Annotated in this window: 26 protein-coding genes and 1 tRNA gene; 7 read left to right on the top strand and 20 right to left on the bottom strand. The window is 74.4% G+C overall.

Annotated elements, in window-relative coordinates; genetic code table 11:
* Positions 1-32: 32 nt before the first annotated feature.
* The 3 genes from gndA to J1M44_RS07630 form a co-directional block, all read right to left on the bottom strand.
* Positions 33-1,595 carry an NADP-dependent phosphogluconate dehydrogenase gene (gene gndA, locus J1M44_RS07640; RefSeq protein ID WP_127435314.1) on the bottom strand — a complete coding sequence of 521 codons (1,563 nt, stop codon included), beginning with the start codon at positions 1,593-1,595 and terminating at the stop codon, positions 33-35.
* Between the two features lie 81 nt (positions 1,596-1,676).
* Positions 1,677-2,591, bottom strand: a complete 915-nt coding sequence (gene ppk2, locus J1M44_RS07635; RefSeq protein WP_010078895.1) for a polyphosphate kinase 2 — start codon at positions 2,589-2,591, stop codon at positions 1,677-1,679.
* 205 nt (positions 2,592-2,796) lie between these two features.
* Positions 2,797-3,297, bottom strand: a complete 501-nt coding sequence (locus J1M44_RS07630) for a hypothetical protein (protein ID WP_041103632.1) — start codon at positions 3,295-3,297, stop codon at positions 2,797-2,799.
* A 138-nt stretch (positions 3,298-3,435) separates the two neighbouring features.
* On the opposite strand from J1M44_RS07630, the gene J1M44_RS07625 reads away from it, so the two are divergent.
* Positions 3,436-4,020 (top strand): hypothetical protein, encoded by a 585-nt coding sequence (locus J1M44_RS07625; protein ID WP_144824313.1) that lies wholly within the window; start codon positions 3,436-3,438, stop codon positions 4,018-4,020.
* Here J1M44_RS07625 and J1M44_RS07620 read toward each other — a convergent pair.
* From J1M44_RS07620 to J1M44_RS07600, 5 genes are all read right to left on the bottom strand, one after another.
* Positions 4,007-4,351, bottom strand: coding sequence for an AzlD domain-containing protein (locus J1M44_RS07620; RefSeq protein ID WP_061867838.1), 345 nt, complete (start codon positions 4,349-4,351; stop codon positions 4,007-4,009). The genes J1M44_RS07625 and J1M44_RS07620 overlap by 14 nt on opposite strands.
* Positions 4,348-5,187: an AzlC family ABC transporter permease gene (locus J1M44_RS07615; protein ID WP_036312790.1), complete on the bottom strand. Its 840-nt coding sequence runs from the start codon at positions 5,185-5,187 to the stop codon at positions 4,348-4,350. Before J1M44_RS07615 ends, J1M44_RS07620 begins: the two co-directional genes overlap by 4 nt.
* A gap of 75 nt (positions 5,188-5,262) precedes the next feature.
* Positions 5,263-5,336: transfer RNA gene (locus tag J1M44_RS07610), tRNA-Val, on the bottom strand.
* 15 nt (positions 5,337-5,351) lie between these two features.
* Positions 5,352-5,858 (bottom strand): redoxin domain-containing protein, encoded by a 507-nt coding sequence (locus J1M44_RS07605; protein WP_144824312.1) that lies wholly within the window; start codon positions 5,856-5,858, stop codon positions 5,352-5,354.
* Entirely contained in the window at positions 5,851-6,282 is a 432-nt protein-coding gene (locus J1M44_RS07600) for a DUF3052 domain-containing protein (protein ID WP_073115545.1), read from the bottom strand. Before J1M44_RS07600 ends, J1M44_RS07605 begins: the two co-directional genes overlap by 8 nt.
* A gap of 254 nt (positions 6,283-6,536) precedes the next feature.
* Between J1M44_RS07600 and aceE the strand changes: the two genes are divergently transcribed.
* The 6 genes from aceE (at position 6,537) to fabF (ending at position 14,458) form a co-directional block, all read left to right on the top strand.
* A complete protein-coding gene (gene aceE / locus J1M44_RS07595) occupies positions 6,537-9,287 on the top strand; it encodes a pyruvate dehydrogenase (acetyl-transferring), homodimeric type (protein WP_206480824.1) in 2,751 nt (916 codons plus the stop codon).
* A 124-nt stretch (positions 9,288-9,411) separates the two neighbouring features.
* Positions 9,412-10,614 carry a PucR family transcriptional regulator gene (locus tag J1M44_RS07590; protein ID WP_206396122.1) on the top strand — a complete coding sequence of 401 codons (1,203 nt, stop codon included), beginning with the start codon at positions 9,412-9,414 and terminating at the stop codon, positions 10,612-10,614.
* Positions 10,615-10,721: 107 nt separating this feature from the next.
* Positions 10,722-11,645 carry an ACP S-malonyltransferase gene (locus J1M44_RS07585; protein WP_206399734.1) on the top strand — a complete coding sequence of 308 codons (924 nt, stop codon included), beginning with the start codon at positions 10,722-10,724 and terminating at the stop codon, positions 11,643-11,645.
* Positions 11,646-11,677: 32 nt separating this feature from the next.
* Complete coding sequence (locus tag J1M44_RS07580; protein WP_206396169.1) at positions 11,678-12,730, top strand: beta-ketoacyl-ACP synthase III; 1,053 nt, start codon at positions 11,678-11,680, stop codon at positions 12,728-12,730.
* Positions 12,731-12,791: 61 nt separating this feature from the next.
* Complete coding sequence (locus J1M44_RS07575) at positions 12,792-13,037, top strand: acyl carrier protein (RefSeq protein ID WP_002858017.1); 246 nt, start codon at positions 12,792-12,794, stop codon at positions 13,035-13,037.
* A gap of 176 nt (positions 13,038-13,213) precedes the next feature.
* Positions 13,214-14,458 carry a beta-ketoacyl-ACP synthase II gene (gene fabF, locus J1M44_RS07570; RefSeq protein WP_036340148.1) on the top strand — a complete coding sequence of 415 codons (1,245 nt, stop codon included), beginning with the start codon at positions 13,214-13,216 and terminating at the stop codon, positions 14,456-14,458.
* 28 nt (positions 14,459-14,486) lie between these two features.
* Here the strand turns inward: fabF and J1M44_RS07565 are convergent, their stop codons facing one another.
* The 12 genes from J1M44_RS07565 to rimM form a co-directional block, all read right to left on the bottom strand.
* Positions 14,487-14,990, bottom strand: a complete 504-nt coding sequence (locus J1M44_RS07565; protein WP_206480823.1) for a DUF3145 domain-containing protein — start codon at positions 14,988-14,990, stop codon at positions 14,487-14,489.
* Positions 14,991-15,160: 170 nt separating this feature from the next.
* Positions 15,161-16,201: a tyrosine recombinase XerC gene (locus J1M44_RS07560; RefSeq protein WP_206480822.1), complete on the bottom strand. Its 1,041-nt coding sequence runs from the start codon at positions 16,199-16,201 to the stop codon at positions 15,161-15,163.
* A 66-nt stretch (positions 16,202-16,267) separates the two neighbouring features.
* Positions 16,268-17,542 (bottom strand): DNA-processing protein DprA, encoded by a 1,275-nt coding sequence (locus tag J1M44_RS07555; protein WP_241252877.1) that lies wholly within the window; start codon positions 17,540-17,542, stop codon positions 16,268-16,270.
* Positions 17,539-19,143, bottom strand: coding sequence for a YifB family Mg chelatase-like AAA ATPase (locus J1M44_RS07550; RefSeq protein WP_206480821.1), 1,605 nt, complete (start codon positions 19,141-19,143; stop codon positions 17,539-17,541). The genes J1M44_RS07555 and J1M44_RS07550 overlap by 4 nt, the downstream gene beginning before the upstream one ends.
* Complete coding sequence (locus J1M44_RS07545; RefSeq protein WP_002853815.1) at positions 19,140-19,559, bottom strand: YraN family protein; 420 nt, start codon at positions 19,557-19,559, stop codon at positions 19,140-19,142. The genes J1M44_RS07550 and J1M44_RS07545 overlap by 4 nt, the downstream gene beginning before the upstream one ends.
* A gap of 134 nt (positions 19,560-19,693) precedes the next feature.
* Entirely contained in the window at positions 19,694-20,017 is a 324-nt protein-coding gene (locus tag J1M44_RS07540; RefSeq protein WP_002853817.1) for a DUF2469 domain-containing protein, read from the bottom strand.
* 115 nt (positions 20,018-20,132) lie between these two features.
* On the bottom strand, positions 20,133-20,885 hold the full coding sequence (locus tag J1M44_RS07535; protein ID WP_095695603.1) for a ribonuclease HII: 753 nt from the start codon (positions 20,883-20,885) through the stop codon (positions 20,133-20,135).
* Positions 20,882-21,481, bottom strand: coding sequence for a signal peptidase I (gene lepB / locus J1M44_RS07530; protein WP_095695602.1), 600 nt, complete (start codon positions 21,479-21,481; stop codon positions 20,882-20,884). The genes J1M44_RS07535 and lepB (J1M44_RS07530) overlap by 4 nt, the downstream gene beginning before the upstream one ends.
* A complete protein-coding gene (gene lepB / locus J1M44_RS07525) occupies positions 21,478-22,221 on the bottom strand; it encodes a signal peptidase I (RefSeq protein ID WP_206480820.1) in 744 nt (247 codons plus the stop codon). The genes lepB (J1M44_RS07530) and lepB (J1M44_RS07525) overlap by 4 nt, the downstream gene beginning before the upstream one ends.
* A 36-nt stretch (positions 22,222-22,257) precedes the next feature.
* Positions 22,258-22,611, bottom strand: coding sequence for a 50S ribosomal protein L19 (rplS, locus tag J1M44_RS07520; RefSeq protein ID WP_002853821.1), 354 nt, complete (start codon positions 22,609-22,611; stop codon positions 22,258-22,260).
* 248 nt (positions 22,612-22,859) lie between these two features.
* Positions 22,860-23,606 carry a tRNA (guanosine(37)-N1)-methyltransferase TrmD gene (gene trmD / locus J1M44_RS07515; RefSeq protein WP_206480819.1) on the bottom strand — a complete coding sequence of 249 codons (747 nt, stop codon included), beginning with the start codon at positions 23,604-23,606 and terminating at the stop codon, positions 22,860-22,862.
* Between the two features lie 3 nt (positions 23,607-23,609).
* Complete coding sequence (rimM, locus tag J1M44_RS07510; protein WP_206480818.1) at positions 23,610-24,212, bottom strand: ribosome maturation factor RimM; 603 nt, start codon at positions 24,210-24,212, stop codon at positions 23,610-23,612.
* Positions 24,213-24,263 lie beyond the last annotated feature (51 nt).

Here is a 24,263-nt window from a genome sequence, read left to right as displayed (position 1 = left end):
GGCATCGGCGCCGAATCGGCCGTCCCGCCGGGTCAGTCCTGCGTGGGGTCGCCCTCGGTCGGCTGCGGCATGACCACGGGCACGCCCTCGCCGTCGACCTCGGTGCGGTCGCCGGACCACAGCGTGTGGAACGAGCCCTCGCGGTCCACGCGCAGGTAGGTGTGGGCGCCGAAGTAGTCGCGCTGGCCCTGCACGAGGGCGGCCGGCAGGCGGTCGGCCCGCAGGCCGTCGTAGTACGCCAGGGCCGAGGAGAACACCGGGACCGGCACGCCCGCGGCGACGGCGGTGCCGACGACGCGGCGCCAGGCCGGCAGGGCCTCGGCGATCGCCTGGGCGAACTCGGGGGCGAAGAGCAGGTTGAGCGGCTGGCCGGGGGCGCGGGTGCCCGGCGCCGGGTGGCGGGAGGTGTCGCGGCCGCCGAAGGCCTGCATGATCACGTCGAGCAGGTCGGCGCGGATGATGCAGCCGTCCCGCCACAGCGAGGCGATGGTGCCCAGGTCCAGCGACCAGCCGTACTCCTCGGCGGCGGCGGCGAGCATGTCCATGCCCTGCGCGTAGGCCACGAGCTTGGAGGCGAACAGCGCCTGGCGCACGTCCTCCACGAACGTGTCCGTGTCCTGCGGGGCGCGCTGCGCCTCCTCGTCGACGCCGGCCGCGAGGGTCTCACGGGCGACCTGGCGCACCGCGCGCTGAGAGGACAGCGAGCGGGCGAAGACGGACTCGGCGATCGCGGCCACCGGGGAGCCGACGTCGAGACCCGAGATCGCGGTCCAGCGGCCGGTGCCCTTCTGCCCGGCCTCGTCCACGATCACGTCCACGAGCGGGCGGCCCGTGGCCGCGTCCACCTGGGCGAGCACCTCGGCCGTGATCTCGATGAGGTAGGAGGCCAGGTCGGTCTGGTTCCACGCCGTGAACACCTCGGCCTGCTCGGCGGGCTCGAGGCCGCCCACGCGGCGCAGCAGGTCGTAGGCCTCGCCGATGACCTGCATGTCCGCGTACTCGATGCCGTTGTGGACCATCTTCACGTAGTGGCCGGCGCCGTCCGTGCCGACCCAGGCGCAGCACGGCTCCCCCTCGAACTGCGCGGAGATCTTCTCGAGCATCGGGCCGAGGGCCTCGTAGGACTTCTCCGGACCGCCGGGCATGATCGCCGGACCGTGCAGGGCACCCTCCTCGCCGCCGGAGACACCGACGCCCACGAAGTGCAGGCCCTTCTCGGCGAGGGCCGCCTCGCGGCGGCGGGTGTCCTCGTAATGGGAGTTGCCGGCGTCGATGACGATGTCGCCCTCGTCCAGCAGGGGGACGAGCTGGTCGATGACGGCGTCCACGGGGGCGCCCGCCTTGACCATGATGAGCACCCGGCGCGGCACGGCGAGGGACTGCACGAGCTCGGCGAGCGTCTCCGTCGCCACGAACGCACCCTCGTCACCGTGCTCGGCCACGAGCTGGTCCGTGCGGGCCCGGCTGCGGTTGTGCAGGGCCACCGTGTAGCCGTGGCGGGCGAAGTTGCGGGCGAGGTTCGCGCCCATCACCGCCAGGCCCGTGACGCCGATGTCGGCGGCGCCGACGGGGACGGTGGTGGTCTGCTCGGTCATCGCGGGTGGCCTCCTGTGGCTCGGACGGTGGGACGGGCCGTGCCGGACACGGACCCGCCCCCCAGCCTACGTCGACCGCGGTCAGTCCCCCACGGCGTCGCGGCCGCGGCGCACGATCAGCGGGTCCGGGGTGCCGACGACCTCGTGGTCCTTGCCCTCGTACTCGAACTGGGACAGGAAGTAGCGCATCGCGTTGAGGCGGGCCCGCTTCTTGTCGTTGGAGCGGATGGAGATCCACGGGGCGTGGTCCGTGTCCGTGTGGAGGAACATGGCCTCCTTGGCCTCCGTGTACGCCTCCCAACGGTCCAGGGACTCGAGGTCCATGGGCGAGAGCTTCCACTGGCGGACCGGGTCGATCTGGCGGATCGCGAAGCGCGTGCGCTGCTCGGTCTGTGTCACGGAGAACCAGAACTTGGTGAGGTGGATGCCGTCGTCCACGAGCATCTTCTCGAACAGCGGCACCTGGTTCATGAAGCGGCGGTACTGCTCGTCCGTGGCGAAGCCCATCACGCGCTCGACGCCGGCGCGGTTGTACCACGAGCGGTCGAACAGCACGATCTCGCCCGCCGTGGGGAAGTGCTGGATGTAGCGCTGGAAGTACCACTGGCCGAGCTCGCGGTCCGAGGGCTTGTTGAGGGCCACGACGCGGGCGGTGCGGGGGTTCAGGTGCTCGGTGAAGCGCTTGATGGTGCCGCCCTTGCCGGCGGCGTCGCGGCCCTCGAAGACGATGATGTGGCGCTGGCCGGTGTCCTCGCCCCAGTACTGCAGCTTGAGCAGTTCGATCTGCAGGCGGTACTTCTCCAGCTCGTACTCCTCGCGCGTCATGCGCGTCTCGTACGGGTAGTCCTCCCTCCACGTCTCCACGGCACGGCCCTGCGGATCGATCAGGTCGGGATCGTTGGTGTGGCCGTCCGAGACGGTGTAGCCGCCGTCGCGCAGCTTGTCGATGAACTCGCGGAGGTTCTCGCGGGGGGCGTCGGGCTGCAGCAGCTCCATGGACCGTCTCCTTCACTGGGTGCGTCACCGTGCCCGTCCGTCCCCCTCCTCGGTACGACGGCGGCGGGCCGCGGCCTGTGCTCTGTCCACCATTATGGGCGGGCGGCGGACGAGGAAGCCGGGCCCGGCAGCGCAGCCGCGTGAACAGCAGGTGAACCCTGGGAGGCGAACGGTCGCGGCCCCGGGTCGGCGAGGACCGGCCGACTCAGCCGCGCGGGCCGACACCCAGGAGCTCGTCGATCGCCGCGACGGCGGCACGCGCCGCGTCGACGTCGGCGAACTGGGCGACGGCGTCGTCGTACCGGCGGTGCCCGGGAAGCTTGAGGCCGACGGAGGCGCCGTCCGTGGCCGGGAGGATCCAGATCCGGCCGCGCGGCTCGACGTCGCGCTGCTCGGCCACGTCGGCCTCCTCGAACTCGCGGTCGTAGCCGGCCCACTCGACACCGGGCCGCGGGGTGTCGGCGCCGTCGAGGACGTCACGGCCGCCCATGCGCAGACAGGTGACGGACTGCAGGAGCGCGTCCAGGGTGCGGGCGGCGGCCTTGCCGGCCAGCTCGTCCTGGAAGAGGGCGAGGATGGACCACTGCCCGTCCTGGAGGAAGAGCATGGTCTGCTGCGCCTCGCCCCCGGTGATGACGGCGAGGTGACGGGCGGCGCCGTCGGGACGTGCGGGCAGCTTCCAGAAGCCGAGGGGGGTCGCGGACATGCGCTCCACCCTAGTGCGCCCCGGACGCCGACGACGCGCCGCCGCCCGGCCCCTGCCCCGCATCCCGGGTTGAGTTGTCGCGGGTGCGCGGGCCCGTCACCCGCGACAACTCAACCCGGGATGCGGGAGGGTGGGCCGATGGGCCTGCTCCGCGACCTCCTCACCCGCCGCTCCGCCCGCGACCGCTCCTCCGACCCGCCGGCGACGCTCGGCCGACACCTCGACAACGCCGCGGCGATCGTGGCCGCCGCACGCCGGGCGGACGTTCCCCTCGCGGTGGCGGCGGCCCTGGCCGAGCTCGAGTCCGGTGGCCGGAACGTCTTCGGGCACGACGCCGGCGGCGTGCACAGTGCCCCGCGCGGGACGGACGTCCCCGTGACCCGGGAGCGCTACGAGGAGCTCGTGGCCCGGGTGGCGCAGGGTGAGACGTCGAACGGGGTGGGGCCCGCGCAGATCACGTGGCCGCCGTACTTCGCACAGGCGGCGGAGCGCGGGTTTCGTCTGTGGGAGCCGGAGGACAACCTGGCCTTCGGATTGGAGGTCCTGCGCGGGCACCTGGGCGGCGACCTCTCCGCGGAGGGGATCGCCCGGGCGGGGACGCTCTACAACGCCGGCACGCTCGACGCCGGCGTCACCGCCTACGGCCGGCGCCTCGCCGCGGCGACCCGCGCGTGGGCCGAACGCCTGGGCGAACCCGCCCCGCCGCCGCTCAGGCCAGGTTGACCAACAGCACGTAGGCCAGCGTGCCGGAGGCGATCGAGACCAGGGTCCGCCGCCCGGCCAGCAGATGCACGACGACCGTCACCGCCGCCGCGATCAGCGCGTGGGCCACCCGCGTCCCGTCCACGGGCTCTCCGGGGGCCAGCGCCGCGGCGTCGAGCAGCATCACCAGGGCCAGGATGGTCAGCACGCCGGCGGGCATCCACACCGCCAGCCGCGCGGCGAGCACGGACTCCCGCAGCGGCTGCAGCAGGGCGAACGGCAGCGCCCGCAGGCAGAAGGTCACGAGGCCCGCGACGACGGCCGCGGCCACCAGGTAGGCGGCGCCGGTCATCGGGGATCCTCCTCGGCGTCGGGCTCGGCATCCGTGACGGCCCGCTCCCCCACCGCGGCGACGACGGGCACCGGTCCGGTGACGGGCACGGGCTCGGGCAGCGGCAGGGCGGTCCCGCGTGCGGCGAGCACGTGGAACGCGATCAGTACCGCGGCGTAGAGGGCGAACGCGACGACGAGCACCTGTGCCGGTGCCAGCAGCAGGGCCACCCCGACGGCGACCGCGGCCGCCAGCACGAGGGGCAGCTGGGCGCGTGTGCGGGCGGCGTCCATGGCGAGCACGATGAAGAGGGCGACGAGCGCGAACTCCAGGCCCTCCACCGGCCCGGGCAGCAGCCAGGCCACGGCCACCCCGGCGAGGCCCCCGAGCACCCAGTACGCCTGCAAAGCGACCTGCATGGCCACCAGTCGGGGGCCGGTCCAGCCGCGGGGCCGGGCGGCGGCGATGGCGTAGGCCTCGTCGATCAGGGCACCCATCGAGTAGATCCGCGCGAGGCGCCCCCGGACCACGCGCAGCGGGAAGCTGAACGCATAGAACACGTGGCGGAAGTTCACCAGGAACACCGTCACGGCGATCGTGAGCAGCGGCGTGCCCGCCACCACCAGCGGGACGAGCAGCAGCTCGACGGACCCGGCGAACACGACCACGGAGAACAGGGGTGCGACCCACGCGGGCAGCCCGGCCTGGACCACGAGCATCCCGAAGGCCATGCCCAGAGGGAACAGGCCGAGGCCGGCGCCCAGCGTCACGGCGACGCCGGAGCGCACCTCGGCCCACCGCGAGGGCGGAGCGGAGGCGCGCGAGGACGCTGACGAGGAGCCCATGATGGTGAGCATGCTCTCATAGGCGCCTGACGGGCGGTCGGCATGACGGAGCCGCGGCGTCACGCCGTGTCATGGCCCCGCGATCGGTGCACCCGGAGGGACTCGAACCCCCGACCCTCTCGGTGTAAACGAGATGCTCTGACCGACTGAGCTACGGGTGCCGGTGTCCGTCCAGGCTACCGGTGAGCGAGCAGGTCGCGCGTCGCCGCCTCGTGCTCGCTCCGGGTGCGTGCCTGTCCCGGGGCGGCGACCACGCGCGCGACCTCGACCCCGTCCGCGTCGAGCAGCACGGAGACGCGGCGGGGCCGCCCGGTCTCCGCGTCGAAGACGTCGAGGGCACGGCAGGCCGCGCCGTGGGGCCAGAAATCGGAGAGCAGGGTGAGCGGCTCCGGCAGTGCCAGCTCCTCGCGGACGCGGCGCAGCACGGGGGCGGCGTCACACGAGACCACGCGGACAGCCACATCGTCGACCGCCACGTCCTCGGCGAGCGCCCCGAGCCAGCCGAGCTCGCCCGTGCACACCGGCGTGAACGCCCCGGGCAGGAAGACGAGCCAGGTGCCCCGCGGCGCGGCCGCGTCCTGGGGCCCGCGCGTCGGCGGCCACGGCCACCTCTGGCCGTGGTCGTCGCGCAGCGCGGGGACGACGTCGGCGCCCCGAGTCCCGCCGGACGGGGGCTCAGCCACCGCGCTTCTGGACGAGCTTCTGAGCGGCCCAGTCCTCGGAGGCGCCGGCCCCGGTGGTGGCGTGCAGGCCTGCGGTGGAGGCGGCCTCGGCGACGTCCGCCGGGCTGACGTGGCCGGGGCGCCCCTTACGGGGGGTCATGATCCAGACGGGGCCGGCATCGAGGGAGCGCTGGGCGTCCACGAGGGCGTCCGCGAGATCCATGACGTCGCCGTCGTCCGCGCGCCACCAGAAGAGGACGGCGTCCGCCGGCTCCTGATCCTCCTCGGTCAGCAGCTCCTCGCCGAGCGCGTCCTCGAGCGCGTCGCGGAAGGTGACGTCGACGTCGTCGTCGTACCCCCACTCCTGCACCAGGTCGCCCCTCGAGAGGGCGAGCTCCGCCAGCAGGGCGCTGTCCGTCGAGGTCGGCGTCGACCCAGCCTGCATAGTGTCCGGTCCTCCTTGATGGTGGCGGGCACTGCGGCCCGCGCCGTCGAGCGGGTGATGATGACCACCATACGCCGTGGACGCCGCCGTTCCGGGGCCTCCGGCCGGGCGGACGCGGCGGCTGCGGTCTACTCTGGGGAGGAACAGACGCACTCTCCGGGCGACGCGCCCGGCTCGGCGTCGCGGGCCCGGACCGGATCGTCTGCCCGCAGCCCACCGCGGAGCACCCCTCCGCACGAGAACCAGGAGGCACCGTGAGCGCAGCCGAAGAGAGCTCGCAGATCCGCAGCGGTCTGACCGACCAGCTCCCGGACAAGGATCCCCAGGAGACGTCGGAGTGGATCGAGTCCCTCGACGGACTCATCGAGGAGCGCGGCACGGAGCGGGCGCAGTACATCATGCGCTCCCTCATGCAGCGCGCGAGCGCCCAGTCCGTCGCCCTGCCCTACGTGACCACCACGGACTACGTGAACACGATCCCGGCGGACCAGGAGCCGGAGTACCCGGGCGACGAGGAGCTCGAGCGCCGCTACCGCAACTACCTGCGGTGGAACGCCATGGCCCTCGTGCAGCGCGCCCAGCGCGACGGCGTCGGCGTCGGCGGTCACATCTCCTCCTACGCGGGCCAGGCGACCCTCTACGAGGTGGGCCTGAACCACTTCTTCCGCGGTCAGGACCACCCGGGCGGCGGCGACCACATCTTCTTCCAGGGACACTCCTCGCCCGGCAACTACGCCCGCGCGTTCCTCGAGGGCCGCCTGACCGAGCAGGACCTCGACGGCTTCCGCCAGGAGAAGTCCCGCCAGGGCCACGCCCTGCCCTCCTACCCGCACCCGCGGATGATGCCGCACTTCTGGCAGTACCCCACCGTGTCCATGGGCCTGGGGCCGATGAACGCCATCTTCCAGGCGCAGACCAACCGGTACCTGCACAACAACGGCATCAAGGACACCTCCGACCAGCACGTGTGGGCCTTCCTCGGCGACGGCGAGATGGACGAGCCCGAGTCGCGCGGTCAGCTGCACGTCGCGGCCAACGACAAGCTCGACAACCTCACCTTCGTCATCAACTGCAACCTGCAGCGTCTCGACGGGCCGGTGCGCGGCAACGGCAAGATCGTCCAGGAGCTGGAGTCCTACTTCCGGGGCGCCGGCTGGAACGTCATCAAGGTCCTGTGGGGCCGCGAGTGGGATCCGCTGCTCGAGGCCGACGACGAGGGCGAGCTCGTGCGCATCATGAACGAGACGCTCGACGGCGACTACCAGACCTACAAGGCCGAGTCCGGCGGCTTCGTGCGCGACCACTTCTTCGGCCGGTCCTCCGTCACCAAGGAGATGGTGGCGGACATGACCGACGACGAGATCTGGGGCCTCAAGCGTGGCGGCCACGACTACAAGAAGGTGTACGCCGCCTACAAGGCCGCCATGGAGCACAAGGGCCAGCCCACCGTGATCCTGGCCCACACCATCAAGGGCTACGGCCTGGGCAAGTCCTTCGAGGGTCGCAACGCCACGCACCAGATGAAGAAGCTGACGGTGGACGACCTCAAGGTGTTCCGGGACCGCCACCGCATCCCGATCTCGGACGAGCAGATCGAGAAGGACCCGTACGACATCCCGTACTACCACCCGGGCGCCGACGCCCCGGAGATCACGTACATGATGGAGCGGCGCAAGGAGCTGGGCGGCTTCGTGCCGGAGCGGCGCAGCGACTACCACGCGATCCCGCTGCCTCCGGAGTCCGCGTACAAGCAGGCCCGCAAGGGATCGGGCAAGCAGCAGGCCGCCACGACCATGGCGTTCGTGCGCCTGCTCAAGGACCTGATGCGGGACAAGAACATGGGACCGCGCTTCGTGCCGATCATCCCGGACGAGGCCCGCACCTTCGGCATGGACTCGTTCTTCCCGACCGCGAAGATCTACAACCCCAAGGGCCAGAACTACCTGTCCGTGGACCGGGACCTGTTCCTGTCCTACAAGGAGTCCCCGCAGGGGAAGATCTACCACGTCGGCATCAACGAGGACGGCGCCACCGCGGCGTTCAACGCGATCGGCACGGCGTACTCCACGCACGGCGAGCCGATGATCCCGGTGTACATCTTCTACTCGATGTTCGGCTTCCAGCGGACCGCGGACAACATCTGGGCCGCAGGCGACCAGCTCGCGCGCGGCTTCATGATCGGCGCCACCGCCGGGCGCACCACCCTCGCCGGCGAGGGAACCCAGCACATGGACGGTCACTCCCCCGTCCTGGCGTCCACGAACCCGGCCGTGAAGCACTACGACCCGGCGTACTCGTACGAGATCGCCCACATCGTGCGCCAGGGCCTGGAGGACATGTACGGCGACCACGACCGCGGGGACGACGTCCGCAACGTCATCTACTACCTCACGGTGTACAACGAGCCGATCACCCACATCGAGGAGCCCGAGGGCCTCGACGTGGAGGGCCTGCTCAAGGGCATCTACCGTCTCTCCGAGGGCCAGGGCGACGGCCCGAAGGTCCAGCTCCTGGGCTCCGGCGTCTCCGTGCCGTGGGCGCTCGACGCCCAGCGGATCCTCTCCGAGGAGTGGGGCGTGAACGCCTCCGTGTGGTCGGTGACCTCCTACAACGAGCTGTACCGCGACGCCGTCGCGGCGGAGAAGGACGCCCTGAAGGACCCGTCCGCCACCCCGCGCGTGCCCTACGTGACGCAGGCGCTGCAGGGGGCCGAGGGCCCGATCGTGGCCACCTCGGACTACTCCACCTCGTGGACGAACCAGATCCGCCCGTTCGTGCCGAACCGCTTCTCGGCGCTCGGCGCCGACGAGTTCGGCTTCGCGGACACCCGCGCCGCCGCCCGTCGGTACTTCCTCATCGACACCCACTCGATGGTGGTCCGCGCGCTGCAGCTCCTCGAGGAGGAGGGCGAGGTCGAGCGGGGCACGGCCGCGAAGGCGCACGAGAAGTACCGCCTGGACGACGTCAACGCCGGCACCACCGGCATCGCGGCCGGCGACGCCTGACCCGCACGCCGCGGGGAGGCTGACGCCCTTCCGTCCCGACGCCGGCCGCCCGCCTCCGCCACGGAGGCGGGCGGCCGGCGTCGTCGCTGTAGGAACCCCACAACACGCGCCTAGGATGGAGCGCATGCCCGAGCCCCGCCCCGCCGCCCCTCGCCCCGTGAGCACCGACGGGCTGGCCCGCCTCAGGAGCCACCTGGGGGCCCTGAACACGGCGGTGCTGCAGCGGCTGGACGCCACCCTGCCCTGGTACCGCCGACTCACCCCGGACGAGCGCAGCGCCCTCGGGCTCGTGGCCCAGCGCGCCCTGCAGGGCTTCCTCACGTGGTTCGAGCGGCCCACCTCCACGGGCCACGTCCTGCAGGACGTCTTCGGGCCCGCGCCCACCGATCTCACCCGGGCGATCTCGCTGCAGCGGGCCCTCCAGCTCATCCGGACGATGGTGGACGTCGTCGAGACGCGGGTGCCGGAGCTGCTGGCCGAGCGCGACCAGGCGCCCGTCCGCGAGCACATCCTCCACTACTCGCGCGAGGTCGCGTTCGCACTCGCCGACGTCTACGCCCGGGCCGCGGAGATGCGCGGTGCGATGGACTCGCGGCTCGAGTCGGTCCTGCTGGACGCGGTGCTGCGCGGGCAGGACCCGGACGAGATCCGGCATCGGGCCACGGCGCTGGGCTGGCGTGGGGACCACGACGTGATGGTCATGGCCGGTCTCGCCCCGGGGCAGGACAAGCCCGCGTTCATCCCGGACCTGCGGCGGGCCGCGGCGAGGCTCGACTGTGACCTGCTCGTGGGCGTGCAGTCCGAACGGCTCGTCCTCGTGGTCGGCTCGGTGCGGGACGCGCGGGCGGTGGGCGAGGCGCTCGCGCCCTGGTTCGCGCCGGGACCGGTGATCGTGGGGCCCGTCATGGACTCGCTGGTCTCGGCGCACGTCTCGGCCCGGCACACCCTGGCCGGGCTCAGCGCGGCGGCCGCCCATCCCCGGGCGAGCCGGCCCACCCCGGCGGAGGACCTGCTGCCCGAGCGGGCTCTGCTGGGCGACCCCACGGCCCGGGAGGCCCTCGTGGACGGGGTGTTCACACCCCTGGCCGACGCCGGCACCTCCCTGCTGGAGACCGTGGACGCGTACGGTGCGCTGGGCCACTCGCTCGAGGGCACGGCCCGCGAGCTGTTCGTCCACGCGAACACCGTGCGGTACCGCCTCAAGCGGGTGGCCGAGGTGACCGGCTGGGACCCGCTGGTCCCCCGCGACGCATACGTCCTGCAGACCGCGATCACCCTCGGCCGGCTCGCGGGGGCGCGGCCGACGAACGGGGCCGGGTCGGACTGAGCCGGCGCGGCACACACCCCCCGCTTGTAGAAACCCTCCAAACCGACTCGCCGTGCTTCGTGGCGCGATCTGCCCGGGATGGCGGCCGATCCTGACACGATGGAGGAATGCTTGCCATCGTGTGCCCCGGACAGGGGTCCCAGACGCCCGGCTTCCTCGCCCCCTGGCTCGAGCTGGACGGGACCCGCGACCTGCTCGCATCCCTCTCCGATGCCGCGGGCGTGGACCTGATCCGCCACGGCACCGAGTCGGACGAGGAGACCATCAAGGACACCGCCGTCGCCCAGCCGCTGATCGTGGCGGCCGGCCTGGTGGCCGCCGCGGCCCTCGAGGCGGACGCCGCCGCACCGGAGTCGACCGTCGTGGCCGGCCACTCCGTGGGCGAGATCACCGCGGCCGCCGTCACCGGCGTGCTGTCCCCCGCCGAGGCCCTCTCCCTGGTGCGCGTGCGCGCCACCGGCATGGCCCGGGCCGCCGCGGCCACGCCCACGGGCATGGCCGCCGTCGTGGGCGGGGACCAGGACGAGGTCCTCGCGGCCATCGAGGCGGCGGGCCTGACACCCGCCAATGTCAACGGCGCCGGCCAGATCGTCGCCGCCGGCCCCGCGGAGGCCCTCGGCGCGCTCGCCGAGTCCGCCCCCGCCCGCACCCGCGTGATCCCGCTCAAGGTGGCCGGTGCGTTCCACACGGAGCACATGCGCCCCGCCGTGGACGACCTCGCGGCCCACGTCGCGGACCTCTCCCCCTCGGACCCGCGCCTGCCCCTGCTGTCCAACCGGGACGGCGAGGCCGTCGAGTCCGGCACGGACGTGCTCGCCCGGATCGTGGACCAGGTCACCCGACCGGTCCGCTGGGACCTGTGCATGGCGACCATGGCCGCGCGGCAGGTCACGGGGGTCCTGGAGCTGCTGCCCGGTGGCACACTGACCGGACTGGCCAAGCGCGGCCTCAAGGGCACCGCGCAGCTCGCCGTGAAGACCCCCGAGGACCTGGACGCCGCGCGGGCGTTCCTGGCCGAGCACTCGGCCTGAACCCCGCGCACCGCCCGGCAGAGAGAGGCACCATGACCGTCACCCTGAAGCAGCACGAGCGCCCCGCGGCCAGCCGCATCGTGGCCGTGGGCGCCTACCGCCCGGCGAACCTGGTCCCGAACGAGGACCTCATCGGCCCCATCGACTCGTCGGACGAGTGGATCCGCCAGCGCACCGGCATCGTCACCCGCCAGCGCGCCACGGCGGAGGAGACCGTGCCCGTCATGGCCGTGGGCGCCGCCCGGGAGGCCCTCGAGCGGGCCGGCCTGCAGGCCTCGGACCTGGACGCCGTGATCGTCTCGACCGTCACCTTCCCGCACGCCACCCCCTCGGCCGCGGCCCTCGTGGCGCACGAGATCGGCGCCACCCCGGCGCCCGCCTACGACGTCTCCGCCGCGTGCGCCGGCTACTGCTACGGCGTGGCCCAGGCCGACGCCCTCGTGCGCTCCGGCACCGCGCGGCACGTGCTCGTGGTCGGCGTCGAGCGCCTCTCCGACGTCGTGGATCCCACGGACCGCTCCATCTCCTTCCTGCTGGGCGACGGCGCGGGCGCCGTGATCGTCTCGGCCTCGGACGAGCCGGGCATCTCCCCCTCGGTGTGGGGCTCGGACGGGGAGCGCTGGTCCACGATCTCCATGACGCATTCGCAGCTGGAGCTGCGCGATGCCGTGGAGCACGCCCGCACCACGGGCGACGCCTCGGCGATCACCGGCGCGGAGGGGATGCTCTGGCCGACGCTGCGCCAGGACGGGCCCTCCGTCTTCCGTTGGGCCGTGTGGTCGATGGCAAAGGTGGCCCGCGAGGCCCTCGACGCCGCGGGCGTGGAGCCCGAGGACCTCGCCGCGTTCATCCCGCACCAGGCCAACATGCGGATCATCGACGAGTTCGCCAAGCAGCTGAAGCTGCCGGAGTCCGTCGTCGTGGCCCGGGACATCGCGGACGCCGGCAACACGTCGGCCGCGTCCATCCCGCTGGCCATGCACCGGCTGCTGGAGGAGAACCCCGAGCTCTCCGGCGGCCTGGCCCTGCAGATCGGCTTCGGCGCCGGGCTGGTCTACGGCGCCCAGGTGGTCCGCCTCCCCTGAGGCGGCGCCGTCTGATTCACTGTCCACGTACACCCCACACCCCTACCGAAGGAGACGCCCCATGGCTTCCAAGGAAGAGATCCTCGCCGGCCTCGCCGAGATCGTGAACGAGGAGACCGGCCTCGACGCCGCCGAGGTGCAGCCGGAGAAGTCCTTCACGGACGATCTGGACATCGACTCGATCTCGATGATGACCATCGTGGTCAACGCCGAGGACAAGTTCGGCGTGAAGATCCCGGACGAGGAGGTCAAGAACCTCAAGACCGTCCAGGACGCCGTCGACTTCATCGACGGCGCCCAGGCCTGATCGGCCCACGACGGCGGCGGGCCCGGCCCGTCCCGTCCCCTCGGTGAGCGCCGGGGGCGCGTGAGCGCCCCCGGCCCTCGACACCCCCGACTTCCGGCACCCCGGCGAGCGCCGCGCGTCGTGCCGACGACACCCCTCCGCCCGATCCCCACTCGAGACCCAGAGGCAGCAGACCCATGACCCGCACCGCAGTGATCACCGGCCTCGGCGCCACCACGCCCATCGGCGGCGACGTGCCCACCTTCTGGTCCCACGCCCTGCAGGGCGTCTCCGGTGCGCGCACCATGGAGCACGACTGGGTGGAGAAGTACGAGCTGCCCGTCACCTTCGCGGCCGAGCTGGCCGTGCCCACCTCCGAGGTCCTCTCCAAGGTGGAGCAGAAGCGCCAGGACCCGGCCACCCAGATGGCGACCGTCGCCGCGCGCGAGGCCTGGAAGGACGCCGGCCTCGAGGGCGCGGAGGTCGACGGCGACCGGCTCGCCGTGGCCTTCGGCACCGGCATCGGCGGCGTGTGGACCCTCCTGGACGGCTGGGACACCCTGCGCGAGCGCGGCCCGCGCCGCGTGCTGCCCATGACCGTCCCGATGCTCATGCCCAACGGCGCTGCCGGGGCGCTCTCCCTCGAGTTCGGCGCCCGCGCCGGCGCCCGCACCGTGGTGTCCGCGTGCGCCGCCGGCACCGAGGCGCTCGAGACCGCGCTGCTGCTCATCCGCTCCGGCCAGGCCGACGTCGTGATCTGCGGCGCCGCCGAGGCCGCCGTGCACCCGCTGCCGATGGCCGCGTTCGCCGCGATGCAGGCGCTGTCCAAGCGCAACGACGACCCGCAGGCCGCGTCCCGCCCCTACGACGTGGACCGCGACGGCTTCGTCCTCGGCGAGGGCGCCGGCGTCATGGTGATCGAGTCGGAGGAGCACGCGAAGGCCCGCGGCGCCCGCGTGTACGCCGAGCTGGCCGGCGCGGGCGTCAGCTCCGACTCCCACCACATCACCGCGCCCGAGCCCGAGGGCCTGGGCGCGACCCGGGCGATGCGCGCCGCACTGAGGTCGGCCGACATCACCCCCGAGGACGTGTGCCACGTGAACGCCCACGCGACGTCCACACCGAAGGGCGACGCCCCGGAGTACCTGGCCATGCGGGCCGTGTTCGGCGACCACCTGGACCAGGTGCAGGTCTCGGCCACGAAGTCCCAGACCGGCCACCTGCTGGGCGCCTCGGGTGCGATCGAGTCGATCCTGTCCGTGCTCGCCGTCCACCACGGCCAGGCGCCCGTGACCATCAACCTGGACCACCAGGACCCGGAGATCCCGCTGAACGTGGTCACCGGCTCCCCCGCCCGCCTGCCCGAGGGGCCGCGTGTGGCCGTGAAGAACTCGTTCGGCTTCGGCGGCCACAACGCGGTGGCCGTGTTCCGCAGCGTCTGAGCCGGAGCGTCGCCGGCCGGGCGAGGGGTCAGACGGCGCGGTGCAGCCAGCGCACGTTGGCGTGGGCGGCGGCCAGCCGGAACGGCTCGAGCTCATCGTCCCAGGCCTCGCCGAGCGCGAGGGAGAGTTCGTGCATCAGCACGCTGGGGTCGCCCGCGCCGGCCTCATAGGCGTACCGGATGCGGTCCTCGGAGACCATGATGTTGCCGGAGACGTCCGTGGTGGCGTGGAAGATGCCGAGGTCCGGGGTGTGGGACCAGCGCGAGCCGTCGACACCGGCGGACGGCTCCTCGGTGATCTCGAAGCGCAGGTGCGGCCAGCCGCGCAGGGCCGAGGCCAGGCGCGCACCGGTGCCGGCGGTCGCCGTCCAGTGCACCTCGGAGCGGTGCTGGCCGGGCGCGACCGGCTGACCCTCCCACTCCACCGAGGTCGCGGGGCCGAGCACGGAGCTCAGCGCCCACTCCACGTGGGGGCAGAGGGCGGTGGGGGCGGAGAGGATGTGGACCACGCCGCGGGTTTGGGTGCTGGTCATGGATGCCTCCGGGTGTGCGATGCGGTGCGTCTTCCCCTACGACCACGTCGCGGCTCCGGTGGATCCTGGGGCCATTATGCACCAGGGATGCCGGGCCGGCAACGAGGCGGCGCGCCGCCGCGCGTGTCGCTATGGCGCAGTGGAGGGGCCGGGGGCGCTCCGGGGAGGCGTCAGGCGCGTGGGTGGGCCTGCCGGTAGCCCTCGCGGAGACGATCGATCGAGACGTGGGTGTAGACCTGCGTGGTGCGCAGGGACGCGTGGCCCAGCAGCTCCTGCACGCTGCGCAGGTCGGCGCCGCCGTCGAGGAGGTGGGTCGCGGCCGTGTGGCGCAGCGCGTGCGGCCCGCGCGCCGCGGTGTCCCCCAGGCCCTCGAGCGCCCGGTCGACGACGGTGCGCGCCTGGCGCACCCCCAGCCGGCCGCCGCGTGCGCCGAGGAAGAGGGCGGGGCCGGAGTCCGGACGGGCCAGGCGGGGGCGACCGAGCCGCTGCCACACCTGGAGGGCGCGGCCCGCGGGGTCGCCGTAGGGGACGGTGCGCTGCCGGTCGCCCTTGCCGGTCAGCCGGACGACGCCGCGGCCGGCCTCGAGGTCATCCACGTCCAGGGCGGAGAGTTCGGCCACCCGGGCGCCGGTCGCGTAGAGCAGCTCGAGCAGGGCGGCGTCCCGCAGGGCCAGCGCGTGGGCGGCGGGGTCGTCCCCCGCGGCGGCGGCGTCCACCCGGTCCTGGGCCGCCGCGAGGAGCCGGGTCGCCTGCTGCTCCTGGAGCACGTGGGGCAGCGTCCCCTCGGGCCGGGGCGAGCGCAGCCGCAGGGCGGGGTCGTCCGAGCGCAGGCCCTCGCGGCGCAGCCAGGCCGTGAAGGTGCGGACGGCGGCCACCCGGCGGGCCAGGGTCGCGCGGGCGAGGCCGGCCCCGCTCATGGCCGCCAGCCAGCCACGCAGGTCCTCGATGTCCAGCTCGGCGAGGACGTCCGGTGCGCTGGGCGCGTGGCGGGCGGGGGCGTCGTCGTCCGCCGCGGGCGTCGCCGCGGTGCCGGCTGTGCCGGCGACGTGGTCGATGAGGGCGCGCAGATCGGCGAGGTACGCGCGCACGGTCTGGGGGCTGCGGTTCCGCTCGTGGCGCAGGTGCTCCTCGAACGCCTCGAGCCAGGCCGTGTCCCGGGGCGAGGGGGCGCGCGGGACCGGGACGGGACGGACGGAGGACGACGGGGCCATCCCCCCACTCTGCCATCCGCGCCCACGGACATCGTGGCGCACGGCCCGAGAGCGCGGGGCCGGAGGTCATCCCCGCCGCCACCGGTCCTCGACCCGTTCGGCCAGGCCCGCCCGCTGCAGCCGGGACAGGCACGCCAGGACGGTGGGCAGCGCGAGCCCGGCGCTGACCGTGATCCGGTCGACGGGCACCGCCTGGCGCAGGGGCAGCGCCTCGTGGACGAGGGCCTCCTCCATCGTGAGCCCGTCGGTGGGCCGCGCGGCGGGCTCGGGAGCTGCCCGGGCGGAGGTCCTCCCGCCCGCGCCGCCGCTCCGGGCGGACCCCTGACCGAGCAGGGCGAGGGCCTCCTGCTCGGTGGTCACGAGACGGGCGGGGCTCTCCTGCAGCAGACGGTGGCAGCCGGCGGAGCTGGGCGAGGTCACGGGGCCGGGGACCACGCCCACCTCGCGGCCGAGGCCGAACGCGTGGCCCGCCGTGTTCTGCGCTCCCGACCGCCAGCGCGCCTCGACCACCAGCACGGCCCCCGCGAGCGCGGCGATGACCCGGTTGCGCTGCAGGAACCGGTACCGCGTGGGACTCGCACCGGGCGGCATCTCGGACACGAGCAGCCCGGCGGCCATCACCGCGCGAAGCAGGTCCTCGTGGCCGGCCGGGTAGAACCGGTCGAGGCCGCCGGCCAGCACCGCCACCGTGGGCGGGACGCCGTCGCGATCCGCCGCGTCTTCCGGTGCGGCGGGCGCCTGCAGCGCGGCCCGGTGGGCGGCGCCGTCGATGCCGTACGCGCCGCCGGAGATCACGCACGCGCCCTGCTGGACGGCGTGGGCGGCGCAGCGGGCGGTCACGGTCCGTCCGTACGCGGTCGCCTCCCGGCTGCCGACGACGGCGAGCATCCGGTCCGCGGGAGGCAGCGTTCCGGAGCCGCGGAACCACAGGCCCAGGGGCGCCTCCTCGCCCAGGTCCGCCAGGGCGGCGGGCCAGGCGTCGTCTTCGGGGATCAGCAGGCCTCCCCCGAGCCGGTGCAGAGCCACGAGGTCCCGCTCCGGCTCAAGCCGGGCGGCCCGGGGCGCCCAGCGGGCCAGCCCCGCGGCCCAGCGCCGGGGCAGCGTGTCGGGCGTGCCGGCGAGATCGGCGAGCAGATCGCGTTCGGCGGGCTGGATCGTCTCCCGGCCCGTGAGCAGGGTGAGCGCCCGCTCCGGCCCGAGCGCCGTGACGGTCTGCACCGCGAGCGCGTCCCCGGGCTCGACCAGCCGGGACAGGGCGGCGCGGGCGAGCCGGGCGGCGTCCGGCCGGCGCGGCCCTGCGACGGGGACGTGGTCTGCCGCCGGGGTGACGTGGGTGGTCATGCGTCCTCCTCGTTCTGGTGGCGCAGCGTGAGTGCCACGTCGGTGTCCTCGGGTGCGGGCCGTTCGGCGCCGCGCAGGTCTGCCAGGGTCCAGGCGAGGCGCAGGACGCGGGCGTGGCCGCGCGCGCTCAGCAGGCCCTGGTCGACGGCGTCGTCCGCGGGCCGGCGGGCCGCCCGGGGCACGGCGTACGGGCCGTGCCGCAGCACCCCGGCGGGGACGTGCGCGTTGCGGCGCAGCCCGGACGGGGCGAGCCCGCGCTCGGCGGCGGTGGCCCAGCGCCGGGCCTGGCGGTCGGCGGCCGCGGCGACCCGGGCGGCCACCTGCGACGTGGTCTCGGACGCGGGCGCCCCCGTGAGCTGCCGCGCTTCGACGGGCCGCACGGTGACCTGCAGGTCGACGCGGTCCAGCAGCGGCCCGGAGAGCCGCTGGGCGTAGCGGCGGCGTTCGGGCACGCTGCACCGGCACTCGACGCCCGTGCCACCGCCCTTGCCGCACGGGCAGGGGTTGGCGGCCAGCACGAGCTGGAACCGGGCCGGGTAGACGACGGCGCCGAGGGCCCGGTGCAGCAGCACCTCCCCGGACTCAAGGGGCTGGCGCAGCGCCTCGAGGGTGCGCCGTTCGAACTCGGGGGCCTCGTCCAGGAACAGCACGCCGCCGTGGGCGAGGGAGGCCGCTCCCGGCCGGGCGAGGCCGCTGCCGCCGCCCACGAGGGCCGAGCGGGACGCCGAGTGGTGGGGTGCCTCGAACGGCGGGGTCCGGTCGATGTCACCGTCGAACCCCTGGGACGTCCCGCCCCTGCGCCGGACACGGGCGTCGCCGCCGCGAAGGGAGCGCAGGGCGGCGCACTCGAGCGCGGTGCGCCGGTCCAGGGGAGGCAGGATTCCGGGCAGGCGCTCGGCGAGCATGGTCTTGCCCGCCCCCGGGGCGCCCATGAGCAGCAGGTGGTGGGCGCCGGCGGCTGCGACCTCGAGCGCGAACCGGGCCTCGGCCTGTCCGGCGACCTCGGCGAGGTCGGGCACCGCACGGGCCGGCTCCGGTTCCGGGGCTGTCACCTGACGTCGGGCCGGGCGGTGGGGCGGCTCTCCGTCCGGTTCCCCGCCGAAGGCGCGGATGACGTCGTGCAGATGGGCGAAGCCGCGGACCTCGGCGCCGGGGACCAGTCGGGCCTCGGCCTCCGCATCCTCGGCGACGACCACCTCGGAGCACCCCGCGTCGACGGCGGCCATCACCATCGCCACGGTCTCCGGCGAGCGGTGCAGGGCGCCGTCGAGGCCGAGCTCGGCCAGGAACACGGGCCCCTCGACGTTCCGCACCCGCCCGTCCGCGGCGTAGGCCGCCAGGACGATCGCCAGGTCGTGGCACGCACCCCGCTTGTGCACCCCCGCCGGCAGCAGGTTCACGGTCAGGTGCCGCCGGGTCAGGGGCAGTCCGGCGTTGCGCGCGGCGGAGCGGATGCGGTCCCGGCTCTCCTGCAGCGCCTGGTCCGGCAGGCCGAGGAGGGTGAACCCGGGCAGGGACTGGGCGATGTCCGCCTCGACGTGCACGACCTCCCCGCGCAGACCCGCCAGCGTGATGGAGCGGGTGCGTCCGATGCCGCTCACGGCCGCACGTCCTGCAGCAGATCGAAGCGGATCCCTCCCGTGCGCGGCACCAGCACGGCGACGGCGTCGACGCGCCAGGGCGTCCCCCGGCGGTCCGCGGCGTGGGCCCGCACCCACGCCGCGGTGAGGCGGTGCAGCCGGGTGAGCTTGCGCCGGTCGATCGACTCGAACGGGTCGCCGAAGGCCAGGCCCGAGCGGGTCTTCACCTCGACACCCACCCACCAGCCGGCGTGGTGGGCCACGATGTCCAGCTCTCCGGCCTCGCCCCGCCAGTTGCGGTCGGCGATCACGTAGCCGCGCTCGGCGAGCCAGCGCGCGGCGGCGTCCTCGCCGAACCGGCCCAGTGCCGTGTGCGCGCGGCTGGCGCGCCTGTCTCCGGGCGGCTGCGCCCCGATCCGTTCCGCGGTCCCCGTCATCCCGACCACCTCCTGGGCACCAGGGTGGTCCCGGGCGGGGTCGCCGGGAGGGTGGCGGCGGGGATTGTGCGGGGCCGGACGCCTGTGCAGGAGTGGACGTCGGCGTCCCGCCCTCGGGGCCGATCAGGGGTGGGTCAGCTCGGCAGCTGGCCGTCCGGCGGGACCGTCAGGTCCTCGGTGGGCAGCTCCTCGATGTTCACGTCCTTGAAGGTCAGCACCTTCACGCGCTTGATGAACCGCTGCGTGCGGTACACGTCCCACACCCAGGCGTCCTCGAGCAGGATCTCGAAGAACACGTCCCCGTCCGCCTGGCGGGGCGTCAGCCGCACGTCGTTGGCGAGGTAGAAGCGCCGCTCGGTCTCCACGACGTAGCGGAACAGGCCCACCACGTCCCGGTACTCGCGGTAGAGCAGCAGCTCGGCCTCGGCCTCGAAGTCCTCGACGTCGTCCGCGCTCATGACATGCCTCCTCAGTGTTCGCCGCGCACCCGCGACAGTCCGGGCACGCACGGCCTCCATCCTCCCCCGTCCAGGGGTCGCACGTCGAACGGGCGGCACGCCCGGCCCCTGGGAGTCAGTCGAACAGCGTGGGAGGCGCCTGCGCGGGCGCGCCCGGCAGCCCGAGGTTCCAGCTGCGCCGGTGCTGCCCGCTCGCCCCGCGCTCGGTCAGGGCGGCCCGGTGCGCGGCCGAGCCGTACCCCTTGTTCCCGGCCCACCCGTACCCGGGGTGCTCCGCGTCGAGGGCGATCATGACGTCGTCGCGGGCCACCTTCGCGGCGATCGACGCCGCCGCCACCGTCGCGCACCGATCCTCAGCCCGCACCAGCATCGTGGGCACGGGCGGCAGCGGACGCGGCGCGGGCGCGGGGCCGGCGTCGGGATCGGAGCGACTCAGCCAGTCGTCCCGGCCGTCGAGCACGAGGGCGACCGGCTCCTGCCCCACCGCGGCGCACAGTGCCGCCCAGGCCCGGCGCCCGGCGAGGCCGAGGGCCGCCGAGATCCCGAGCGCGTCGATCTCCGCGGGGCTGGCCTCCCCCAGCGCCACCCCGGCCGCCCAGTCCTCGATCTGCGGGACCAGGGCGCGCCGGCGTCGGTCCGTGAGCGCCTTCGAGTCGCGCACCGGAGGGATCTGCCCCGCGGCGGGCAGCCACGCGGCGCACACCCCGACGACGACGGGCCCGGCCAGTGCGCCCCGGCCCACCTCGTCCATGCCCGCCACGAGCACCCGGTCCACTCCCCGCGCGGCGAGGACCGGCCCGGCCAGCCCCGCCTCGACGTCCAGGCCCGCGCGCACCGTCGGCCGGCCACCGCTCCCGCGGGGGGTCACGTGCGCTCCTCCAGCGCGGGCGCGTCCGGCACGGCGGCGAACGCGTCGGGGTCGGCACCGGCGCCGCCGATCCGGTCCAGCGGCCAGACCACGAACCGGGCGCGGCCCACCACGTCGTCGAGGGCCACGAACCCGCCCCCGGGCCCGGCGCGGTGCGCGCGGGAGTCCGCCGACGCCGAGCGATGGTCGCCGAGCACCCACAGCCGCCCCGCGGGGACGGTCACCTCGAACGCTTCCTGCGCGGGCGTCTCCCCCGGCGCGAGGTACGGCTCCTCCACGGGCACCCCGTTCACGCGCAGCGTCTCCTCGCCGGGCGTCCAGGAGACGATGTCCCCCGGCAGCCCGACGGCCCGCTTGATCACGTGGCCGCCCCCGGGCAGCCAGCCCTTCGTGTCTTCGAACACCACCACGTCACCGCGGCGCACCGGGAACGGATCCGGGGTGAGCAGCGTGGCGACCACGCGGTCGCCGGCCCGCAGCCCGGGCTCCATGGACGAGGACGGGATGGCGTACATGCGCGCCAGGAAGGCCCACGCCAGCACGCAGGCGAGTACGGTCACGGCGGCCGCGATCAGCGCGGTGCGGCGCCCCGTCACGGCGTGTCCCCGGAGGGGGCGTCCACGGTCCCGCGGCGGGCCAGGGGCCACACGATCTCCGCAGCCCGGCCCTCGACCCGCTCGAGCGGGATCAGCCCGCCGCCGGGGGCGCCCAGCAGTGCGCGGGAGTCCCGGGAGGCGGCGCGGTGGTCGCCCAGGACCACCATGCGCCCGTCGGGCACCTCGAAGGACCAGGTCCCCGCCGCGGCCGGCTCGTCCGCGGTCACGGGCCTGCCGAGATACGGCTCGTCCAGCGGCTCGCCGTTGCGCAGCAGCCGGCCGTCCGGGGCACAGCACTCGAGGCGGTCCCCCGGCAGGGCCAGCACACGCTTGACGAACACGTCCTCGGCCGCGCCGACACCCCACCACCGGGCGACGTCCTCGAGGCCGCGCTCGAGCGATCCGGCCGAACGGTACGGCGCCAGGCTGCCGGCGCCGTCGAACACCACCACGTCGCCGTGGTGCAGGCCCTGCCCGCCGGCCGCGGCGGCCTCCACCCGCACGCGGTCGCCGGGCTGCAGGGTCGGCTCCATCGACCCGGAGGGGATGAGGTAGACGGGGCCGGTGAGGGCTCGCAGCACCGCGGCCACCACGACGGCGGCCACCACGGTCAGGCCGAGCCACGCCCACCAGCGGCTCGTGCCGGAGGCGGGGGCCGCCGTCGGGCCCGAGGAGGAGCCGGCCCCGGACGCGACGGAGCCCCGTGACCGGCGGGGGTCACGGGGCTCCGAGGTGCGCATGGGTCGATCACCGGTCGGCGGGGCCGACCGGGATGATCACTTGGCGTCGGCGCGCTTCTCGCGGATGCGGGCGGCCTTGCCGTGGCGGTCGCGCATGTAGTACAGCTTCGCGCGGCGCACGTCGCCCTTGGTGACGACCTCGATCTTGTCGATGACCGGGGAGTGCACCGGGAACACGCGCTCCACGCCGATGCCGAAGGACACCTTGCGGACGCGGAAGGTCTCGCGCACGCCGTAGCCCTGACGGCCCATGACGTAGCCCTGGAACACCTGGACGCGGGCGGTCTTGCCCTCGATGATGTTCACGTGCACCTTGACGGTGTCGCCGGGGGCGAACTCCGGGATGTCGTCGCGCAGCGTCTTCTTGTCGAACGAGTCGAGAATGTGCATGTCGTCTCTCCTGGCGGATGCCACAGGTCAACCGCGTGGTATGCGGGCGCACGGCCCGTCCACGTCCGCATGACGAGGGGGCCGGGTCCCGAGCCGAGGGCCGGGCTCCGCACGTGGGGTGCGGTCCCGGGGTCCGATCCGTTGACGCGCGCCCCCTGTGGCAGGTCGGGCGTCCGGCGGACACGAGGATCCATTATGCCACAGCCGTCGACGTCGCGACGCCCCTCCAGCCCGTCGGGCGCGGCGGGTCAGGCCTCGGAGCCGTACGCCGCCCACAGGTCCGGACGCCGCTCGCGCGTGCGCTCCTCCTGCTGGGCCCGACGCCAGGCCGCGACCTTGCCGTGGTCGCCCGAGAGCAGCACGGGCGGCACCGCACGGCCCCGCCAGTCCGCGGGCTTGGTGTAGACCGGGTACTCCAGCAGGCCGTCCTCGTGGGACTCCTCGACGAGCGAGGCCGGGTTGCCCACGACGCCCGGCACGAGGCGGCCGATGGCCTCGATCATCGCCAGCGCGGCGACCTCGCCGCCGTTGAGCACGTAGTCGCCCAGTGAGACCAGCCGCACCTCGAAGAGCTCCTCGGCCCAGCCGAAGACGCGCTCGTCGATGCCCTCGTACCGGCCGCACGCGATCGCCACGTGCTCCCGGCCCGCCAGTTCGCGGGCGAGCCGCTGGGTGAAGCGCTCCCCCGAGGGCGTCGGCACGAGCAGCACGGGGCGGTCCCCCGGCTCGGAAGACGCTAGATCAGCGGGGGCCGGCGCCGCGGGCCCCTGGGCCGCCACGTGCTCGAGCGCGAGCGCCCACGGCTCGGGTTTCATCACCATGCCGGCGCCGCCGCCGTAGGGCGTGTCGTCCACGGTGCGGTGCCGGTCGAAGGTGAAGTCGCGCAGGTCGTGGACGTGCACGTCCACGAGGCCCTCGCGGCGGGCACGGCCCAGCAGCGAGACGTCGAGCACCGCGAGGTACTCCGGGAAGATCGTGACGACGTCGAAGCGCACTGCTCAGTCCTCCGGATCCGCATCGGCGGGGCGCGCGGCGGCGGGCCCGTCTGCGGCGTCCTCGTCCTCGCCGGTGGCGAGCTCGAGCAGCCCCGGCGGCGGGGTCAGCACGAGCACGCCGGCCTCGGGGTCGATCTCCGGGACGATCTCCTCGACGAAGGGCACCAGGGCCTCCTCCTCGACGCCGTCCAACGCGACGTGCAGCAGGTCCTGGACCGCCCCGGTGGTCAGGGCCGTGACGACGCCGACGCGCTCGCCCTCGACCCGCACCTCGAGGTCCACGAGGTCCTCCTCGTACCACTCATCCGACTCCTCGGGGACGGCGGGAACGGCGAACAGCTGGGCGCCGCGCAGGGTCTCGGCGACGTTGCGGTCCGGCGACTCGGCGAAGCCGACCACGAGGATCTGCTTGTTCCACCGGGCCCGGGTGACGGTGAGCTCCGCCGGCAGGCCCGGGGCGCCGTCGCGCACCACCAGGCGCTCGCCGGGAGCGAAGCGGGCGTCCGGGTCGTCGGTGAAGACCTGCACGGTCACCTCGCCGCGGATGCCGTGCGGCTTGCCGATGCGGGCGACGCGGACGAGGTCGTCCTGGGCTGCGGGACTCATGGGCTCTCCTGGGTGGGACGATCGGTGGCGGGAGGGGGCGGGGCCGCAGAC

The organism is Micrococcus sp. KRD128, from assembly GCF_017168395.1.
Lineage (GTDB): Bacteria > Actinomycetota > Actinomycetes > Actinomycetales > Micrococcaceae > Micrococcus > Micrococcus luteus.
Note: the sequence above shows the minus strand (reverse complement) of the source record. Positions and strands in the feature narration are given on the sequence as shown.

Coding starts and splice junctions, on each gene's coding strand:
- J1M44_RS07580 (WP_206396169.1), top strand. CDS start 11,678: ATGACCGTCACCCTGAAGCAGCACGAGCGCCCCGCGGCCAGCCGCATC.
- lepB (WP_206480820.1), bottom strand. CDS start 22,221: ATGCGCACCTCGGAGCCCCGTGACCCCCGCCGGTCACGGGGCTCCGTC.
- fabF (WP_036340148.1), top strand. CDS start 13,214: ATGACCCGCACCGCAGTGATCACCGGCCTCGGCGCCACCACGCCCATC.
- J1M44_RS07620 (WP_061867838.1), bottom strand. CDS start 4,351: ATGACCGGCGCCGCCTACCTGGTGGCCGCGGCCGTCGTCGCGGGCCTC.
- J1M44_RS07555 (WP_241252877.1), bottom strand. CDS start 17,542: ATGACCACCCACGTCACCCCGGCGGCAGACCACGTCCCCGTCGCAGGG.
- J1M44_RS07545 (WP_002853815.1), bottom strand. CDS start 19,559: ATGACGGGGACCGCGGAACGGATCGGGGCGCAGCCGCCCGGAGACAGG.
- J1M44_RS07540 (WP_002853817.1), bottom strand. CDS start 20,017: ATGAGCGCGGACGACGTCGAGGACTTCGAGGCCGAGGCCGAGCTGCTG.
- rplS (WP_002853821.1), bottom strand. CDS start 22,611: ATGCACATTCTCGACTCGTTCGACAAGAAGACGCTGCGCGACGACATC.
- J1M44_RS07600 (WP_073115545.1), bottom strand. CDS start 6,282: ATGCAGGCTGGGTCGACGCCGACCTCGACGGACAGCGCCCTGCTGGCG.
- ppk2 (WP_010078895.1), bottom strand. CDS start 2,591: ATGGAGCTGCTGCAGCCCGACGCCCCCCGCGAGAACCTCCGCGAGTTC.
- J1M44_RS07560 (WP_206480822.1), bottom strand. CDS start 16,201: ATGGCCCCGTCGTCCTCCGTCCGTCCCGTCCCGGTCCCGCGCGCCCCC.
- J1M44_RS07590 (WP_206396122.1), top strand. CDS start 9,412: ATGCCCGAGCCCCGCCCCGCCGCCCCTCGCCCCGTGAGCACCGACGGG.
- J1M44_RS07585 (WP_206399734.1), top strand. CDS start 10,722: ATGCTTGCCATCGTGTGCCCCGGACAGGGGTCCCAGACGCCCGGCTTC.
- J1M44_RS07625 (WP_144824313.1), top strand. CDS start 3,436: ATGGGCCTGCTCCGCGACCTCCTCACCCGCCGCTCCGCCCGCGACCGC.
- J1M44_RS07615 (WP_036312790.1), bottom strand. CDS start 5,187: ATGCTCACCATCATGGGCTCCTCGTCAGCGTCCTCGCGCGCCTCCGCT.
- J1M44_RS07565 (WP_206480823.1), bottom strand. CDS start 14,990: ATGACCAGCACCCAAACCCGCGGCGTGGTCCACATCCTCTCCGCCCCC.
- J1M44_RS07575 (WP_002858017.1), top strand. CDS start 12,792: ATGGCTTCCAAGGAAGAGATCCTCGCCGGCCTCGCCGAGATCGTGAAC.
- gndA (WP_127435314.1), bottom strand. CDS start 1,595: ATGACCGAGCAGACCACCACCGTCCCCGTCGGCGCCGCCGACATCGGC.
- rimM (WP_206480818.1), bottom strand. CDS start 24,212: ATGAGTCCCGCAGCCCAGGACGACCTCGTCCGCGTCGCCCGCATCGGC.
- J1M44_RS07630 (WP_041103632.1), bottom strand. CDS start 3,297: ATGTCCGCGACCCCCCTCGGCTTCTGGAAGCTGCCCGCACGTCCCGAC.